Origin of the sequence: Streptomyces caeruleatus, from assembly GCF_001514235.1 — a bacterium.
Taxonomy (GTDB): domain Bacteria; phylum Actinomycetota; class Actinomycetes; order Streptomycetales; family Streptomycetaceae; genus Streptomyces; species Streptomyces caeruleatus.
Map to the genome: position 1 here is coordinate 659,685 of NZ_KQ948926.1, position 16,168 is coordinate 675,852.

The following is a 16,168-nucleotide window of genomic DNA, read 5'->3' on the forward strand; positions in this document are numbered from 1 at the left end:
GGCTTGTCGCGCAGTTCCCCGCGCCCCTAGGGGGTTGCCCGCAGGCGGCGTTCGGAAGCAGCTCTCTGCCTCTTACAGCCAGCCCTTCTCCCTCGCTATCCTCACCGCCTCCGCTCTGTTTCGTGCCGTGAGCTTTTGGATGGCTGTCGAGAGGTAGTTGCGGACCGTGCCCTGGGAGAGGTGGAGGGCGGCTGCCAGTTCCGCGTTGGTGGAGCCGTCCTCTGCTGCTCTGAGGACCTCTCGTTCGCGGTCGGTCAGGGGGTTGGCGCCCTCGGCGAGGGCCGCTGCCGCCAAGGTGGGGTCGATGACCCGCTCGCCTGCCAGGACCTTTCGTACGGCCTGGGCCAGTTGGGCCGCGGGGGCGTCCTTGACCAGGAAGGCGTCGGCGCCGGATTCCATGGCGCTGCGGAGGTAGCCGGGGCGGCCGAAGGTGGTGAGGACGACCAGCTTCACGGCGGGGAGTTCCTTGTGCAGCAGGGCCGCGGCCTCTATGCCCGTCGCGCCGGGCATCTCGATGTCCAGGAGTGCCACGTCGATGTCGTGCTCGCGGGCGGCCTGGAGGACCTCGTCGCCGCGGGCGACCTGGGCGACGACCTCGATGTCGTCCTCCAGGCCGAGCAGGGCGGCCAGGGCCTCGCGGACCATCGACTGGTCCTCGGCGAGCAGGACCTTGATCGTGGGGCTCATGGCGCGGATTCTACGGCTGCCGCGGTGGCGGTGACGGGGACGCGGGCGGTGAGACGGAAGCCGTGCCTGGTGCCGTCGGCGTCCAGGGTGCCGCCCGCCTTCTCCAGGCGTTCCGTCAGGCCCGTCAGACCGTTGCCGGGGCCCCCGCCCTGGTCGCCGGAGCCGTTGTCCTCGACGGAGAGTTCGAGGACGGGGCCGTCGAGGGTCTGGCGGCGCAGGAGTTCGACCGTGCAGCGTCCGGCGCCGCTGTGGCGCACGACGTTGGTGATCGCCTCGCGCAGGGCCCAGGCGAGGGCCGTCTCGCCGTCCTCGGCGACGCCGGTGAGGTCCGGTTCGGCGGCGGGCAGGGCGGCGACGACTCCGGCGGCGGTCAACGCGACCTTGGCGCCCGCCAGTTCGGCGGCGAGGCGCGGGCGGCGGTAACCGGTGACGGCCTCGCGGACGTCCACCAGGGCCTGGCGGCTGACCTGTTCGATGTCGGCGACCTGGCGGGCCGCCTTGTCGGGGTGGTCGGGGAGCATCCGGCCCGCCAGTTCGCTCTTGAGCGTGATCAGGGAGAGGGAGTGGCCCAGCAGGTCGTGCAGGTCCCGGGCCAGGCGCAGTCTCTCCTCGTTCGCGGCGAGCTGGGCGACCGTGGCGCGGGCCTCGCGCAGCGCGACCGTCGTGCGGACGAGTTCGCGTACGCCCGTCATGGCGAAGCCGCCCAGCAGGGCCGGGATCAGCAGACCGGCCAGGAAGGACCTGCCGCCCGGGGTCGCGAGGGCGATCAGGGTCATCAGCGTGCACGCGGCCGGGATCGTCCAGCGGGCCATGCGCAGGGGCAGGGCCGCGCCGGAGGCGATCGAGACGTACACGAACAGCACCAGCCACTCCCGGCCCAGGGTCAGCGCGAGGACCGTGGACTGGGCCGCGAGGACGCCGAGGGAGGCGAGGACGACGTTGTTGCGTTCGCCGCGGCCGGTGCGGAAGAGCAGCAGCATGTACCAGGTGACGAAGGCGCAGAGACCGGTCCAGCCGAGGATCCGCACGCCTGTGCTGTGGCCGCCGTGCAGCAGGTCGCTCGCCGGGGCGCTCAGGTAGACCAGCCAGATGCCGGTCCACAGGAGCTTGACGAGCCGCTGCTTGGTGTTCTCCGGGCGCTGCCCGATGCCGACGCCTGTGCCGCTCACGCCTTCAGTGTGTCCTTCCGGTACAGCCAGGCCGCGCCGCCCGTGAACAGGGCGAAGAAGACGGCGAGGACGACGAGGTCCTTCGCGTGCGGGGCCTGGCTCTGTTCGATGGCCTGCCCGAGGGCAGCGTACGCGTGCGTGGGCACCCAGGCGGCGATGTCCTGGAGCCACTGCGGGAAGGTGGTCGTGGGCATCCACAGGCCGCCGAGGATGGACAGCCCGAAGTAGGTGATCATGGTGATCGGACGGACCGAGTCGCCGCTCGCGAGGTAGCCGATCGCCACTCCGAGCGCGGCGAACACCAGGCTCCCGGCCCAGATCGCGCCGGTGAGCGCGAGCCACTGCCAGGCGTCGAGCCGTACGTCCTTCACCACGGCGGCGACGACGAAGATGACGACGATGGACGGCAGGCTGACCACGGCGGCGCTCGCGGTCTTCGCCAACACGTACCCGCGGCCCGGCAGGGTGGTCAGCCGCAGCTGCCGTACCCAGCCGCTCTCGCGCTCCTTGGCTATGCGCTCGCTGTTGCCCATCAGGACGGCCGTCAGGGCGCCGAAGGAGGCCATCGAGACCATCATGTAGGTCGGCAGTGTCAGGCCGGTGCCGTCGACCTTCGTCGTGCTGTCGGCGCTGCCCGCGATCAGCAGGAACAGGATCGACGGGTAGAGCACCGAGAAGAACAGGAACTTGCGGTTGCGCAGGGCGCGGGTGAGTTCCAGCCGGATCAGGCCCTTCATGAGGTACGCGCCTCCTCGGCGGTGGTGATGGCGACGAAGGCCTGCTCCAGGCCCAGCCCGGCGACCTCCAGGTTGCGGGGGTAGAGGCCGAGGCCGTAGAGGGAGTGGACGGTCGCGTCGGCGTCGGAGGACTGGAGCCGGACCGTGCGGCCGGACACATCGAGGGTGGTGAGGAAGGGCAGGGCCCGCAGTGCCGCCTCGTCGACGGGGCCGTCGGGCAGGTCGAAGGAGATCCTGCGGGCGCCCGCCTTCGCCTTGATCTCGGCGGCCGTGCCGTCGGCCAGCAGCCGGCCCCGGTGCAGGACGAGCACCCGGTCGGCGATGGCGTCGGCCTCCTCCAGGTAGTGCGTGGCGAACAGGACCGTACGGCCCTGGTCGGCCTGTTCGCGCAGGGTGGCCCAGAAGGCCTGGCGGGTGGTGACGTCCATGCCGGTCGTCGGCTCGTCCAAAACGATCAGGTCGCTGTCGCCGGCGGTGGCGAGGGCGAAGCGGACGCGCTGGGCCTGGCCGCCGGAGAGCTTGTCGGCCCTGCGGTCGGCGATCTGTGTGACGCCGGCGCGGGCGAGGACCTCGGAGACGGGGTACGGCCGCGGATGCAGATCGCAGGCCAGCCGCACCAGCTCGGCCACCGTGACCTCGTCCATCAGTCCGCCGCTCTGCAGCATGGCGCCGACCCGCCCGGCGACGATCGCCTCGCGCGGCTCGGTGCCGAACAGGCCGACCGTGCCGCTGTCGGGGCGCTTGAGGCCGAGCAGCAGGTCGAGGGTGGTCGACTTGCCCGCCCCGTTCGGGCCCAGCAGGGCCACGGTCTCCCCCGGGTGCAGCGCGAGCGTCAGGCCGTCGACGGCGCGCACATCCCCGTAGCTCTTGGTCACCTGGTCGAATCCGACCACTGTCGTTGTCATGTGCCCAGGGTGGCCGGGCGGGCCCCCGGACCGGCAGTGCCGACGGTCCTGACTGCCGGATGACAGATGTCATACGACGGCCAGGGGGCACCCGGCAGGTGCCGGGTGCCCCCTGGTCCGAGCGGTCGCGCTAGCTCGGGTTGGTGTCGATGGTGACGGTGCGCTCCGCCGCCGTCTTGGCGCGCAGGGCCTTGCGCAGGGCGGAGGCGACGTCCTGCGGCAGGACGTCGCGCTTGCCGCTGGCTCCGTTGATCTGCACGCCGTCGAAGGTGGCGCCGTACGCCGCCTTGAGTGCCGTGAGGTCGTAGGTGTCCACGAGCTTGCCGTCGACGGCCTTGACGCCGAGGATCTTCGGCAGGGACAGGGCGCCGAACGGGATGCTGTGCGCGGCGTCCGTCTGGATCGTGACCTTGTTGGCCATCGCGGGCTCCGCGAACTCCTTCATGAACCGGTCGACCTCGGCGTTCGAGACCGTCGGCTGCTGCGTCGTCGTCGGCACGGTCACCGGGTCGCTCGCGCCGGTCTCGACCTGGACGCGGTAGGCCTCCTCGACCGCGTCGGTGGACTTGGCGACGTCGATGCCCTTGCCCGCCTTGCCGTAGACGGCGACGGCCTTGCCGGAGTCGAACTTGACCGTGCCGTCGGTCACCGAGCCGGAGCCGCCGGAGGCCTCCTCCAGGGCGGCGTGCAGCTTCTCCTCGTCGGTGGGCATGACCGGGTCGACGACACGGTGGTTGCCGAAGAGGGAGCCGATGACGGAGACCGGGTTGTAGTCGCTGGTCGCGGCCGAGCTGACCGTCTGCTGCATGTCGAACTGCAGCCCGGCCTTGTCCGGCTCCAGCGTCACGGTCTTGCCGCCCACGGACAGCTTCAGCGGCTTGTTCACGCGGTCGTCGAAGGCGTCGTTGAGCTTCTTGACCGCGTCGTCGCGGGTGCCGCCGCCGATGTCGACGCCGAGCACGGTGGTGCCCTTGGGCACGTCGGAGTGGGCCATCAGCAGGCCCGCGCCGTACACGCCGCCCGCGAGGACGATCACTCCGCCGCCGACCAGCGCCAGCTTGTTGCGGCCCTTCTTCTTGGGCGCGCGGGAGGACTGGGTGTCCGACGAGCCGGTCTCGGGCAGCTTCGGCGGCGTGTGCGGCCCGGAGGGCTCGGTACCGCCCGGCCCGAAGGGTCCGCTCTGGGCACCCGAGGGCACGACGGGGATGCCGCTGGTGACGGTGTGACCGGAGACGTTGTCGGCGACGCCGCCGTAGTGCGGGGTGCCGGGCTCGGGGGCCGGCTTCTGCGGGGTGAGGATCGCGGTGTCGTCGCTGAGCCCACCGCCCGGGCCGTGGCCTGGGACGTGCGGGGAGGCGGCGCCGGGGCCCGCGGAGATGCCGGGGCCGACCGGGGCGCCCGGGCCGGAGGGTCCGGGAGGGCCACCGGGGCCGGAGGGGCCACCCAGGCCGCTGCCGGGCCCGCCAGGCCCACCGGGGCCACCCGGGCGGCTCGGACCCGCGGAGATGCCGGGAGCGCCCGGACCGGCCGGGCCACCCGGGCCGGCGGAGATGCCGGAGCCGACCGGACCGCCGGGGCGGCCGGGCGCACCGGAACCACGCGGGCCACCGGGGCCACCCGGGCCTCCGGGGCCACCGAATCCGCCCTGGCCGGCGCCCGCGACCGGCGGCACCGCCGGGCCGTCGCCGGTGACCGGGCCGGTCGTCGGGCCCGTGGGGCCGTGCGGGCCGCCCTGGCCGCCGCGGCCGTTCGGGCCGTTGAAGTCACTCGGGCCGCCGAAGTCGTCGAGGCCGCGAGGGGCACCGAAGTCGTCGAAGTCGTTCGGGGCGTTGAAATCGGCGGCGGGGTCGAAGCCGCCGGGGCCGCCCTGGGTGCCGTAGCCGTGCTGGCCGCCCTGGCCGTTCGGGCCGTGCTGGCCACCGTTGTCCGAGAAGTACGGCAGGTCGTCGCGGCGCGCCTCGTCGCCGGGGCGGGCACCGTTGCCGTTGCCGCGGGGGCCTGCCGCCAGTGCCTCGGTCACGTCGAAGGAACCGGTGCCTCCGCCGTGCCCGGGAGCCACGGGGCCGCCGGTCGCGCCGGAGAGGCCCGCGCCGTTCGTGGCACCGGGGCGGGAGCCGCCCGGGACGTTCATCGAGCCGACGGCACCACCGGGCCGAGCGGTGCCGGCACCGGCACCCGGACGCGCGCCACCGGCGCTCGGGCCCGCGGGACCGCCGGGGACCGAACCGCCGGGCAGACCGGCACCGTTGGAGGGCGGGCCGCCCTGACCGCCCTTGGGCGCGCCGGACTTGCGCGGTGCGAACCAGTCGCTCGTCTTCTCCCCCGCCTGCGCCGTGGGCTCGGCCGGGGGTTCCACGGTGCCCGTGGACATGGAGGTGGCGGCGGACGGCGTCGGCGTCTCGGCGGGGGCGCCGGAGCCGGAGCCCGAGGGCTGCCCGTCGGCGTCGGCGACGGGCTGGCGGACGACCACGGGCGGAATGGGCCGCGATCCGGGGATGTTGATCCGGATCCGCGTCGTCAGCGTGGTCTCGGTCTTGCGTTCCTCCGGCTGCGGGGCCGAACGGCCCGCGTCCGCACCGCTGTCGGAAGCCATGGGGGTCCCGTACGGCGGCGTGCCCGAGGGGTATGCGGCTCCGCCGTGCCCGTTGGGCCCGGAGGACGGAGTGTCAGTTTCACGACTCAAGGCAGGTTCTCCCGGTTGGCTCCGCCGCCGTTTCGACCCCATTGCTCCGGGCGGCTCGGCGGCGCGCACCACCATACTGGCCACTTCTGGCCCGTATCCCACGACCGCCTGGGAAACCCACACGGGACTCGCACGTGTGCGTTGTGGAGAAGTGGTACGTCACTTGCCAAGTCGGACGCCGTCGCCACCTGGTTGCCGCACCGGGGCGAGGGTGGCGCAGATCACAGCCACGGCCATGCCGCCGAGCAGGAAGAGATAGGACGAGGCGCCGGTGCCGAAGACGAAGTCGCCTTCGGGGCGGCTGGCGGTGAGCAGGATGACGGTGATCATCCAGCCGCCGGCGGGCGCGACGGCCCCGGCCCGGCTGCCCAGCGCCCGGGCGGCGCCCAGGCAGAGGCCCGCCTCGCCGGCGAGCGCGAGCAGCAGGCCGCCGGGGAACCAGGCGGGCTGCACCAGGGCTCCGGCCAGTGCGACGACCGCGCCGAGCACGAAGAGTCCGAGGTGGGCGAGGACGCGCAGGGCGGAAGGGCGCTTCAGCTTCAGCGGCTGGGCGAGCATCGAGCTCATGACGCCTCCCCGAGGGTCACTCCGGCGAACAGGTCGGTCTCCTTCGCGGCGCCCGGCTCCGCCGCTCTCTCCCCACGGACCAATTCGTAGTACTCGGTGGTGAAGAGGGGTTGCGCGAGTTCGTTGGAGAGCGCGAAGTACGGCGCGGTCGGCTCGGCCACCTCGATCTGGGTGGCGTGCGCCCGCATCGCGGCGGCCTTGGCGGTGGCGTGCGCGGCGCCGTCGATCACGGTGGTGATCCGCTCGTCGGCGACGACGCCCGGGACGTCGGCGACGACGGCCGCCTTGCCGAACGGCAGTCCGGGCAGATCCGCCTGAAGCCGGGCGAAGGCCTCGTCGGCGACCGTGCGCGGGACGCGGTTCCAGTAGATCTTGGGGATCCGCCAGCCGGCGTCGTCGGCGAGCTCGGCCGCGCGCATCGCGATGCGGTGGGCCTGGATGTGGTCGGGGTGGCCGTAGCCGCCGTCCGGGTCGTAGGTGACGAGGACCTGGGGGCGTACCTCCAGGATCACCTCGACGAGCTCGCGGGCCGCCTCGTCGACGTCCGCCTGCCACAGACAGGCCGGGTCGTCGTTGTCGGCGATGCCCATCATCCCGGAGTCCTCGTAGCGGCCCTTGCCGCCGAGGAGACGGAAGTCCTCGACGCCGAGCTCGCGCATCGCGGCCGTGAGCTCACCGAGGCGGTGTTCGCCGAGCGCGGTGCCGGTCAGGTGCCGGAGCCCGGCGGGAATGACCTCGCCGTGCTCACCGAGGGTGCAGGTGACCAGGGTCACCCGGGCACCCTCGGCCGCGTACCTGGCCATGGTGGCGCCGTTGTTGATCGACTCGTCGTCCGGATGCGCGTGCACCAGGAGCAGACGCCGGTCGGGCAGTTCCGTCATGGGCACCACCCTACGAGGCGCCACTGACAGCGCCGCGCCGAGCGGCGGCTCAGAACTTGATGCCGCCGATCATGCCCGCGATGTTCGTCGTCAGCTCGCTGATCGTGGGAGCGATGGTCGAGGACGCGAGATAGAAGCCGAGCAGCATGCACACGACCGCATGGCCCGCCTTCAGTCCTGACTTCTTGATCAACAAGAAGACGATGATCGCCAGCAGCACCACCGCCGAAATCGAGAGTGCCACGGCGGTTCACCTCCAAGAATCCCGAGGGCGGGGGGGTCGGACTATGGGGGCAGATAAATCCAAACAACAGCCAGCAGGTTCATACCCACTATGCGCTAGTGATCATAACTATCCGTCCGTGCGCATCGATCGGCGCACAGCCGCACAAGGGGGCGCACTGGCCAATATGGTCGGGGCATGACGACCGAGCCTGTCTCCTTCCCCCGCCGGCACGCCCGCACCCAGAGGTTCACGCTCGGCGCGCCGCGCGCGTTCGCGGTGGCGCCCGACGGTTCCCGTGTCGTGTTCCTGCGCTCCAGCTCCGGTACGGATCCGGCGAGTTCGCTGTGGGTGCTGGACACGGCGGACGGCCGGGAGCGCGTGGCGGCCGACCCGCGCGCCCTGCTGGGCGGCGTCTCCGAGGACCTCTCGGCCGAGGAGCGGGCGCGCCGCGAGCGCAGTCGGGAGGGCGGTGCCGGCATCGTCGGACAGGCCACCGACGCGGCTGTCGAGTTGGCGTCTTTCGCGTTGTCAGGGCGGCTTTTCACGGCCGAGCTGCGGGCCGGTACGGCACGTGAACTCCCGGTCCCCGGGCCGGTGATCGACCCGCGCCCCTCCCCCGACGGACGGCACATCGCGTATGTCGCGCAGGGCGCACTCCGGGTGGTCGGCGCCGAGGGGGAGGGCGACCGTGCGCTCGCCGAGCCGGAGTCGGACGGGGTGACGTACGGACTGGCCGAGTTCATCGCCGCCGAGGAGATGGGGCGCTCAAGGGGCTTCTGGTGGGGCCCGGAGTCGGACTCGTTGCTGGTGGCGCGCGCGGACGACACGCCGGTGCGCCGGTGGTGGATCGCCGATCCGGCGCGTCCGGAGCGGGAGCCGCAGCAGGTGGCGTACCCGGCGGCCGGGACGGCGAACGCCGAGGTACGGCTGTTCGTGATCGGGCTCGACGGGGTGCGTACGGAGGTCGCGTGGGACCGGGCTCGGTACCCGTATCTGGCACGAGTGCACTGGTCAGCGGCGGGTGCGCCGCTGCTGCTCGTACAGGCGCGCGACCAGCGCAGCCAGCTGTTCCTGGCCGTGGACCCGGCGACCGGGGCGACGCGGATGGTGCACGCGGACGAAGATCCACAATGGCTGGATCTTTTCCCTGGGGTGCCCTGTTGGAGCCCTTCCGGGCACCTTGTGCGCATCGCCGACGAGGGCGGGGCGCGGGTGCTCACGGTGGGCGAACGCCCGCTGACCGGGTCGCAGTTGCATGTCCGGGCGGTCCTGGACGTCTCCGACGACGACGTGCTGATCTCGGCTTCGGCGGGCCAGGGCGCCGCGGACCCGGAGATCGGTGAAGTGCATGTGTACCGGGTGAACGAGCTCGGCATGGAGCGCGTGTCACAGGGGCCCGGCGTGCACTCGGCGGTGCGCGCCGGGGGCGTGACGGTGTTGGTGTCCCATACGCCGGACCGGCCCGGGGCCCAGGTTCGGGTGGTGCGCGACGGGAAGCAGGCGGCGACAGTCCGGTCGTATGCCGAAGATCCCGGTTTGACCCCGCGCGTGACCCTCACCGAGGGGGGCGCACGGCGCATCCCGTGCGCCCTGCTTATGCCTCGGGACTACGCCGGAGACACACCGCTCCCGGTTTTGCTGGATCCCTACGGGGGACCGCACGCCTCCCGGGTCGTCGCCGCGCACAACGCCTACCTGACCTCGCAGTGGTTCGCCGACCAGGGGTTCGCGGTGGTCGTGGCGGACGGGCGCGGGACGCCCGGGCGCTCGCCCGCCTGGGAGAAGGCGGTCCACGGGGACTTCACGGCCTCCCTGGACGACCAGGTCGACGCGCTCCAGGACCTCGCGAAGTCCCACCCGCTCGATCTCTCCCGGGTGGCGATCCGGGGCTGGTCGTACGGCGGCTGGCTGGCGGGGCTTGCGGTGCTGCGCCGCCCGGACGTCTTCCACGCGGGCATCGCGGGCGCGCCGGTCACCGACTGGGGGCTCTACGACACGCACTACACGGAGCGGTACCTGGGCGACCCGGCCGCGCGGCCGGAGTCGTACGCGAGGAGTTCGCTGATCACCGAGGACGGGCTCTCCTCACCCGCCGAGCCGCACCGGCCGCTGATGATCGTGCACGGGCTGGCGGACGACAACGTCGTGGTCGCCCATGCCCTGCGGCTGTCCTCCGCCCTGCTGGCCGCGGGCCGGCCGCACGAGGTGCTGCCGCTGTCCGGGGTCACCCACATGACCCCGCAGGAGCAGGTCGCGGAGAATCTGCTGCTGCTTCAGGTGGACTTCCTGAAGCGGTCGTTGGCCCTGTGACGGCATAGCCACGCAAAGGCACACGAACCGCGTTAACACGCAGGCAACTTCACGGAAGCGGTACCGATATACGGACGGTGGAGGCTGAACAGCGTACGGCCGTGCGGGTGCCGTAAGCGGGCCGGGGTGCGCCATGTCACCCCGGCCCGTTGCTGTGCCCCGCCACCGCCGCCACCGCCGCGAAATGGCACGCCGAGTCGTGTGCCTCGGGGCCGCTCGGCGTCCGCAGTCGCGATGGCACGGCGAGCGGAGGTACCTCCCGGGCGCAGCGGTCCTCGGCCTTCCAGCAGCGGGTGCGGAAGCGGCAGCCGGAGGGGGCGTTCGTCGGGGACGGCACGTCGCCGGTGAGGATGACGCGTTCGCGGCGGTCGCGGGCCTCCGGGTCGGGGACGGGGACCGCGGAGAGCAGGGCCTGGGTGTAGGGGTGCGTGGGGTGGTCGTAGATCTCGGCGTCCCTGCCGATCTCCACGATCCGGCCGAGGTACATCACGCCGACGCGGTCGGAGATGTGCCGGACGACGGACAGGTCGTGGGCGATGAAGACGTAGGAGAGGTCGAACTCGTTCTGGAGGCGGTCCATCAGGTTGACGACCTGGGCCTGGACGGAGACGTCCAGGGCGGAGACCGGTTCGTCGGCGACGATGACCTCGGGGCGCAGCGCCAGCCCGCGTGCGATGCCGATGCGCTGGCGCTGGCCGCCGGAGAACTGGTGCGGGTAGCGGTTGATGTGCTCGGGGTTGAGGCCGACCACGTCCAGCAGTTCGCGCACCCTGCGGCGCCGGTCGCCCTTCGGGGCGACCTCGGGGTGGATGTCGTACGGCTCGCCGATGATGTCGCCGACCGTCATGCGGGGGTTGAGGGAGGTGTACGGGTCCTGGAAGACCATCTGGATGTTGCGGCGTACGGCCTTCAGGGCGCGGCCGGAGAGCCTGGTGATGTCCTCGCCCTTGTACCTGATCGAACCGGCCGTCGGGCGTTCCAGGTTGACCAGCATCTTGGCGACCGTGGACTTGCCGCAGCCGGACTCGCCCACGATGCCGAGGGTTTCGCCGCGGTGCAGGGTGAAGTCGACGCCGTCGACGGCCCTGACGGCACCGATCTGCTTCCTGAAGAGGATGCCGCGGGTGAGCGGGTAGTGCTTGACCAACCCGCTCACCTCGAGAATCGCCTCAGCCATGCAGGCACTCCCTCCAGAAGTGGCAGGCGCTGTGCCGGGTGGTGTCCGTGCCGGTGACCTCGTACAGCGGGGGTACGTCGGTGCGGCACAGGTCCTGGGCCAGGGGGCAGCGGGGGTGGAAGGCGCAGCCCCGCGGGATGTTCATGAGGTTGGGGGGCAGGCCCTTGATGGCGTAGAGCTCCCGGCCCTTGTGGTCCAGGCGCGGGATCGACTCCAGCAGGCCCTTGGTGTACGGGTGCGCGGGCGCCTTGTAGATGTCGTGGACCGGCGCGGACTCGACGATGCGGCCCGCGTACATGACGGCGATCCGGTCGGCCACGTCGGCGACGACGCCGAGGTCGTGGGTGATGAGGACGAGCCCCATGCGGTACTCGCGCCGCAGCTCGGCGAGCAGGTCCATGACCTGGGCCTGGACGGTGACGTCGAGGGCGGTGGTGGGTTCGTCGGCGATGATGAGGGCCGGTTCGAGGGCGAGGGCCATCGCGATCATGATGCGCTGGCGCATACCGCCGGAGAACTGGTGCGGGTACTGCTTGACGCGCTCCTTCGCGGCCGGGATCCGCACCCGGTCCATCAGCTCCACGGCCTTCGCCCGCGCGTCCTTGCGCGACATCCCCCGGTGCACGACGAACATCTCGCCGAGCTGGTCGCCGACGGTCAGCACGGGGTTGAGGGAGGACAGGGCGTCCTGGAAGATCATCGCCATCTCGGCGCCGCGGAGCCTGCGGCGCTCGTCCTCCCTGAGCTTCAGCAGGTCCCGGCCCTGGAAGAGGATCTCGCCGCCGGTGATCCGGCCGGGTGGCATGTCGAGGATGCCCATCACGGCCTGTGCGGTGACGGATTTTCCCGAGCCGGACTCTCCGAGGACGGCGAGGGTTTCTCCCGCGTCGACGCCGTAGCTGACGCCGTTCACCGCCTTGACGACCCCGTCCCGGGTCCGGAACTCCACTTGCAGATCACGCACTTCGAGCAGCATGCCGGGGCTCACCTCACTTTCCGGTTCAGGGCGTTGGCGCTGCGCTGGTTGTGCCGCGATGGGTCGTCGGTTGTGTGCAGGTCCGTCGTGGCTGGTCGCGCCCACGCGGCGGAGCCGCAAATCGATACAGCCCCGCGCCCCTGTGGGGACTGCCGAACCGGCGCGGACTCCGTTCGGCCTGCTTCGCCTGACGAAGGTCGGCCCCCGCCTCGCCGACCCCGGAAGCTTCCGCCCCACGTCAACCTCACCTCAGCTTCGGGTCCAGGGCGTCGCGGACCGCGTCGCCCAGCATGATGAAGGCGAGGACCGTGACGGCCAGGGCGCCTGAGGGCCAGAGGAGGGCGTGGGGGGCGTTGCGGATGTAGGGGGAGGCCGCCGAGATGTCGATGCCCCAGGAGACGCTGGGGGGTTTGAGGCCCACGCCCAGGTAGGACAGCGTTGCCTCCAGGGCGATGTAGGTGCCCAGGGCGATGGTGGCGACGACGATCACGGGGGCCACGGCGTTGGGCGCGATGTGGCGGAGCAGGATGCGGGAGTTGGAGGCGCCGAGGGCGCGGGCGGCCTGGACGTAGTCGTTCTGCTGGGCGGTGATGACCGCGCCGCGGGCGATACGGGAGATCTGGGGCCAGCCGAGCAGCACGATGAAGCCGATGACCGGCCAGATGCTGTTGCTGGTCACCACGGAGAGCAGGACCAGGCCTCCGAGGATCACCGGGATCGCGAAGAAGACGTCGGTGACGCGGGAGAGAAGCGAGTCCCACAGGCCGCCGAAGAAGCCGGCGAGCGCGCCCAGCACCGAGCCGAGGACGGCGACGCCGAGCGTGGCGCAGACGCCGACGGCGACGGAGGTACGGGCGCCGTAGACCGTGCGGGTGTAGACGTCGCAGCCCTGGCCGTCGTAGCCGAAGGGGTGGCCGGGCGCGGAACCCTGCTGGGCCTTGGCGAGGTCGCACTTGAGGGGGCTGCCGGAGGCGATCGTCGAGGGCCACAGGGAGATGACGACGAGGAAGACGATGATCAGGGTCGAGAGGATGAAGACCGGGTTGCGGCGCAGGTCCCGCCAGGCGTCGGACCACAGGCTGCGGGGGCGTTCGGGGGAGGCGGAGGGTGCCCCGGGGTCTTCGGGGGCTGAGGGCTTCAGCGTGGCCGTCCGGGGGGACAGCGGGCTTTCGAGGGTCTCCGCCTCGCTCGTGGCCCACGGCATCGCACCGCCCGTGCCACCGCTGCCGGCGACGGCTCCCGCGCCCTCGGGCTGGAACGGCTGTTCAGGCATAGCGGATCCTCGGGTCGAGTACGGCGTACAGGAGGTCGACGACCAGGTTGCAGAGGAGGAAGACGAGGACGAGGACCGTCACGAAGCCGACGACCGTCTGGGTGTTCTGGCGCAGGATGCCCTGGTAGAGCTGGAAGCCGACGCCGTGGATGTTGAAGATCCGCTCGGTGACGATCGCGCCGCCCATGAGGAAGCCGATGTCGGCGCCGAGGAAGGTGACGACGGGGATCAGGGAGTTGCGCAGGAGGTGCCGGGTGACCACCCGGTGCCGGGGCAGGCCCTTGGCGACGGCCGTGCGGACGTAGTCGGAGCGCCGGTTCTCCGCGATGGAGGTGCGGGTCAGACGGGTGACGTAGGCGAGGGAGACCGTGGCCAGGACGAGGCCCGGCAGGAGCAGTTCGCCGAAGGGGGCGGCCGGGGAGACCGACGGGCGGATCCAGCCCCACTCCACGCCGAGCAGCAGCTGGAGCAGCAGGCCGGTGACGAAGGTGGGGACGGAGATGACGACGAGGGTGAGCAGCAGGACGCCGGTGTCGACGGGGCGGCCGCGGCGCAGGCCGGTGAGGACGCCCAGCGTGACGCCGACGACGATCTCGAAGAGGATCGCCACGATCGTGAGCCGGAGGGTCACGGGGAACGCCGTCGACATCAGCTCGGTGACCTCCTGGCCGTTGAACGCCGTGCCGAAGTCCCCGGTGAAGACGTTCCCCATGTAGGTCAGGTACTGCTGCCACACGGGCATGTCGAGGCCGAACTCCTGGCGCAGCCGGGTCGCCGTCGCCGGGTCGCACTGCCGGTCGCCGCACAGGCCCGCGATGGGGTCGCCCATCACATGGACCATGAGGAAGATCAGCAGGGTGGCTCCGATGAACACCGGGACCATCTGGAGCAGGCGGCGTACGACGTACTGGCCCATGGCGGGCTCAGCCGACCTTGATCTCGTGGTAGACGGGGACGCTGAAGGGGTTGAGGGCCACGTTGGACAGCCGCTGCGACCAGCCGGCGCTGCCGTTCTGGTACCAGAGCGGGATGGAGGCCATGTTGTCCCGGACGACCTCCTCGGCCTTCTGGAACATCCGCACGGCCTTCGCGGGGTCCGTCTCGGCGTTCGCCTCGTCGACGAGCCGGTCGAACTCCTTGCTCGAGAACTTGCCGTCGTTGGAGGAGGCGTTGGTGTAGTAGAGCGGCTGGAGGAAGTTCTGGGTGAGCGGGTAGTCCATCTGCCAGCCCGCCCGGAACGGGCCGGACAGCTTCTGGGTCGTGGACTTGCTGCGGAAGTCGGCGAAGGTGCCGATCGGGTTGCCGACGCAGGCCCGGTCGTTGTCCAGGGCGTTGTTGATGGAGTTGCAGACGGCGTCGACCCACAGCTTGTGGGAGCCGGTGTCCGCGTTGTAGGTGATCTTCACCTGCCCGCCGGGCAGCCCGCCGCCCTCCTTGATCAGCTTCTTCGCGGCGGCGGCGTCGTACCGGCACCACTCGCCGCACAGCCCCGCCTTGTAGCCGCCGTCCTTGCCGAGGACGGGTGAGGTCCAGTCGGTGGCGGGGGTACGGGTCTTGTCGAAGATGGTGTCGGTGATCTGCTCGCGGTCGATCGCCCGGGACAGCCCCTTGCGGACCTTGACCGAGCCGGCGGTGTTCCATTCCCTGTCGTAGTGGGGGAAGGCCAGGGTCTGGATGATGCCGGCGGGGGTGCTGAGGTAGCGGTCGCCGAGGTCGCCGCGGACGTTCTTGAGCTGTTGGGCGGGGACGTCGTCGACGAGGTCGAGGTTGCCGGCCATCAGGTCGGTGTAGGCCGTGTTGTTGTCCGTGTAGACCTTGAGGGTGACGCCGCCGTTCTGTGCCGCGTCCGGGCCCGGGTAGGTGTCCCACTTCGTCAGGCGCATCTCGGAGCCCTTGGTGTACGACTCCACCGTGTAGGGGCCGTTGCCGACGGGCTTGGCCAGCCAGCCTGCGTGGTCGTCGTAGAACGCCCTCGGCAACGGGACGAAGGCGTTGTAGCCGAGGGTGTCGGGGAAGCCGGAGAACTTCTGGCTGAGCCGGACGGTGAACGTCCGGTCGTCGACGACCTTCAGTCCGGACAGGGTGTCGGCGCGCTGTTCGCCCTGCTCCGGGTGGACCTGGTCGTAGCCCTCGATGTAGCTGAAGAAGTAGGCGTTCTTCTGGTTGTTCTTCAGGCTCGCGCCGTAGTTCCAGGCGTCCACGAAGGACCTGGCGGTGACCTTCTCGCCGTTGCTGAAGGTCCAGCCGTCCTTGAGGGTGATCGTGTAGGTGCGCGAGTCGGGGGTCTCGATCTTCTCGGCGAGCATGTCCTCGGCGGCGCCGGTCTTCGGGTCGTACTGCTTCAGGCCCCGGAAGATCATGGAGAGGACCTTGCCGCCCTGTACCTCGTTGGTGTTGGCGGGCTCCAGCGGGTTCTGCGGGTCGGTCCACGAGGAGCTGAACACGGCGCCGCCGGCGCCCGCGCTGTCGCCCCCGCCTCCGCAGGCCGTGGCCGCGAGTGCGACCACCACCGCGCATACGGCCCGTCCGGCGTGCGTGGCTCCCCGCATGGAGGCCTCCTCTGTGTGCGCTGCGCTG

14 protein-coding genes are annotated in these 16,168 nt (G+C 71.4%); 1 reads left to right on the plus strand and 13 read right to left on the minus strand.

The genetic code is table 11. From position 1 onward, the window contains the following. Window positions 1–72 precede the first annotated feature (72 nt). From AQJ67_RS11790 to AQJ67_RS11825, 8 genes are all read right to left on the minus strand, one after another. Window positions 73–687 (minus strand): response regulator transcription factor, encoded by a 615-nt coding sequence (locus AQJ67_RS11790; RefSeq protein WP_062718222.1) that lies wholly within the window; start codon window positions 685–687, stop codon window positions 73–75. Continuing rightward, complete coding sequence (locus AQJ67_RS11795; RefSeq protein ID WP_062718224.1) at window positions 684–1,856, minus strand: sensor histidine kinase; 1,173 nt, start codon at window positions 1,854–1,856, stop codon at window positions 684–686. The genes AQJ67_RS11790 and AQJ67_RS11795 overlap by 4 nt, the downstream gene beginning before the upstream one ends. Continuing rightward, entirely contained in the window at window positions 1,853–2,593 is a 741-nt protein-coding gene (locus AQJ67_RS11800; protein ID WP_062718226.1) for an ABC transporter permease, read from the minus strand. Before AQJ67_RS11800 ends, AQJ67_RS11795 begins: the two co-directional genes overlap by 4 nt. Continuing rightward, a complete protein-coding gene (locus AQJ67_RS11805) occupies window positions 2,590–3,498 on the minus strand; it encodes an ABC transporter ATP-binding protein (RefSeq protein WP_062718228.1) in 909 nt (302 codons plus the stop codon). Before AQJ67_RS11805 ends, AQJ67_RS11800 begins: the two co-directional genes overlap by 4 nt. A 130-nt stretch (window positions 3,499–3,628) precedes the next feature. Beyond that, entirely contained in the window at window positions 3,629–6,181 is a 2,553-nt protein-coding gene (locus tag AQJ67_RS11810; protein ID WP_062718229.1) for a hypothetical protein, read from the minus strand. A 159-nt stretch (window positions 6,182–6,340) separates the two neighbouring features. Beyond that, complete coding sequence (locus AQJ67_RS11815; protein WP_062718232.1) at window positions 6,341–6,748, minus strand: DUF6113 family protein; 408 nt, start codon at window positions 6,746–6,748, stop codon at window positions 6,341–6,343. Continuing rightward, entirely contained in the window at window positions 6,745–7,629 is an 885-nt protein-coding gene (gene mshB / locus AQJ67_RS11820; RefSeq protein WP_062718234.1) for an N-acetyl-1-D-myo-inositol-2-amino-2-deoxy-alpha-D-glucopyranoside deacetylase, read from the minus strand. Before mshB ends, AQJ67_RS11815 begins: the two co-directional genes overlap by 4 nt. Window positions 7,630–7,678: 49 nt before the next feature. After that, a complete protein-coding gene (locus AQJ67_RS11825) occupies window positions 7,679–7,873 on the minus strand; it encodes a hypothetical protein (RefSeq protein ID WP_030048865.1) in 195 nt (64 codons plus the stop codon). 177 nt (window positions 7,874–8,050) lie between these two features. Here AQJ67_RS11825 and AQJ67_RS11830 point away from each other — a divergent pair, with 177 nt between their 5' ends. Continuing rightward, window positions 8,051–10,165, plus strand: coding sequence for a prolyl oligopeptidase family serine peptidase (locus AQJ67_RS11830; RefSeq protein WP_062718235.1), 2,115 nt, complete (start codon window positions 8,051–8,053; stop codon window positions 10,163–10,165). A gap of 136 nt (window positions 10,166–10,301) precedes the next feature. Here AQJ67_RS11830 and AQJ67_RS11835 read toward each other — a convergent pair whose 3' ends face one another. From AQJ67_RS11835 to AQJ67_RS11855, 5 genes are all read right to left on the minus strand, one after another. After that, the gene (locus AQJ67_RS11835) at window positions 10,302–11,342 is read right to left on the minus strand and encodes an ABC transporter ATP-binding protein (protein ID WP_062718237.1); all 1,041 of its coding nucleotides are present in this window, start codon (window positions 11,340–11,342) and stop codon (window positions 10,302–10,304) included. Further along, the gene (locus tag AQJ67_RS11840) at window positions 11,335–12,318 is read right to left on the minus strand and encodes an ABC transporter ATP-binding protein (RefSeq protein WP_062718569.1); all 984 of its coding nucleotides are present in this window, start codon (window positions 12,316–12,318) and stop codon (window positions 11,335–11,337) included. The genes AQJ67_RS11835 and AQJ67_RS11840 overlap by 8 nt, the downstream gene beginning before the upstream one ends. A 244-nt stretch (window positions 12,319–12,562) precedes the next feature. Beyond that, window positions 12,563–13,591, minus strand: coding sequence for an ABC transporter permease (locus tag AQJ67_RS11845; RefSeq protein WP_062718239.1), 1,029 nt, complete (start codon window positions 13,589–13,591; stop codon window positions 12,563–12,565). Further along, the gene (locus tag AQJ67_RS11850) at window positions 13,584–14,507 is read right to left on the minus strand and encodes an ABC transporter permease (RefSeq protein ID WP_062718241.1); all 924 of its coding nucleotides are present in this window, start codon (window positions 14,505–14,507) and stop codon (window positions 13,584–13,586) included. Before AQJ67_RS11850 ends, AQJ67_RS11845 begins: the two co-directional genes overlap by 8 nt. Before the next feature lie 7 nt (window positions 14,508–14,514). Further along, window positions 14,515–16,140, minus strand: coding sequence for a peptide ABC transporter substrate-binding protein (locus AQJ67_RS11855; protein ID WP_062718243.1), 1,626 nt, complete (start codon window positions 16,138–16,140; stop codon window positions 14,515–14,517). Window positions 16,141–16,168 lie beyond the last annotated feature (28 nt).

Coding starts and splice junctions, on each gene's coding strand:
- AQJ67_RS11815 (WP_062718232.1), bottom strand. CDS start 6,748: ATGAGCTCGATGCTCGCCCAGCCGCTGAAGCTGAAGCGCCCTTCCGCC.
- AQJ67_RS11840 (WP_062718569.1), bottom strand. CDS start 12,318: ATGCTGCTCGAAGTGCGTGATCTGCAAGTGGAGTTCCGGACCCGGGAC.
- AQJ67_RS11845 (WP_062718239.1), bottom strand. CDS start 13,591: ATGCCTGAACAGCCGTTCCAGCCCGAGGGCGCGGGAGCCGTCGCCGGC.
- AQJ67_RS11790 (WP_062718222.1), bottom strand. CDS start 687: ATGAGCCCCACGATCAAGGTCCTGCTCGCCGAGGACCAGTCGATGGTC.
- AQJ67_RS11805 (WP_062718228.1), bottom strand. CDS start 3,498: ATGACAACGACAGTGGTCGGATTCGACCAGGTGACCAAGAGCTACGGG.
- AQJ67_RS11835 (WP_062718237.1), bottom strand. CDS start 11,342: ATGGCTGAGGCGATTCTCGAGGTGAGCGGGTTGGTCAAGCACTACCCG.
- AQJ67_RS11830 (WP_062718235.1), top strand. CDS start 8,051: ATGACGACCGAGCCTGTCTCCTTCCCCCGCCGGCACGCCCGCACCCAG.
- AQJ67_RS11850 (WP_062718241.1), bottom strand. CDS start 14,507: ATGGGCCAGTACGTCGTACGCCGCCTGCTCCAGATGGTCCCGGTGTTC.
- AQJ67_RS11800 (WP_062718226.1), bottom strand. CDS start 2,593: ATGAAGGGCCTGATCCGGCTGGAACTCACCCGCGCCCTGCGCAACCGC.
- AQJ67_RS11855 (WP_062718243.1), bottom strand. CDS start 16,140: ATGCGGGGAGCCACGCACGCCGGACGGGCCGTATGCGCGGTGGTGGTC.
- mshB (WP_062718234.1), bottom strand. CDS start 7,629: ATGACGGAACTGCCCGACCGGCGTCTGCTCCTGGTGCACGCGCATCCG.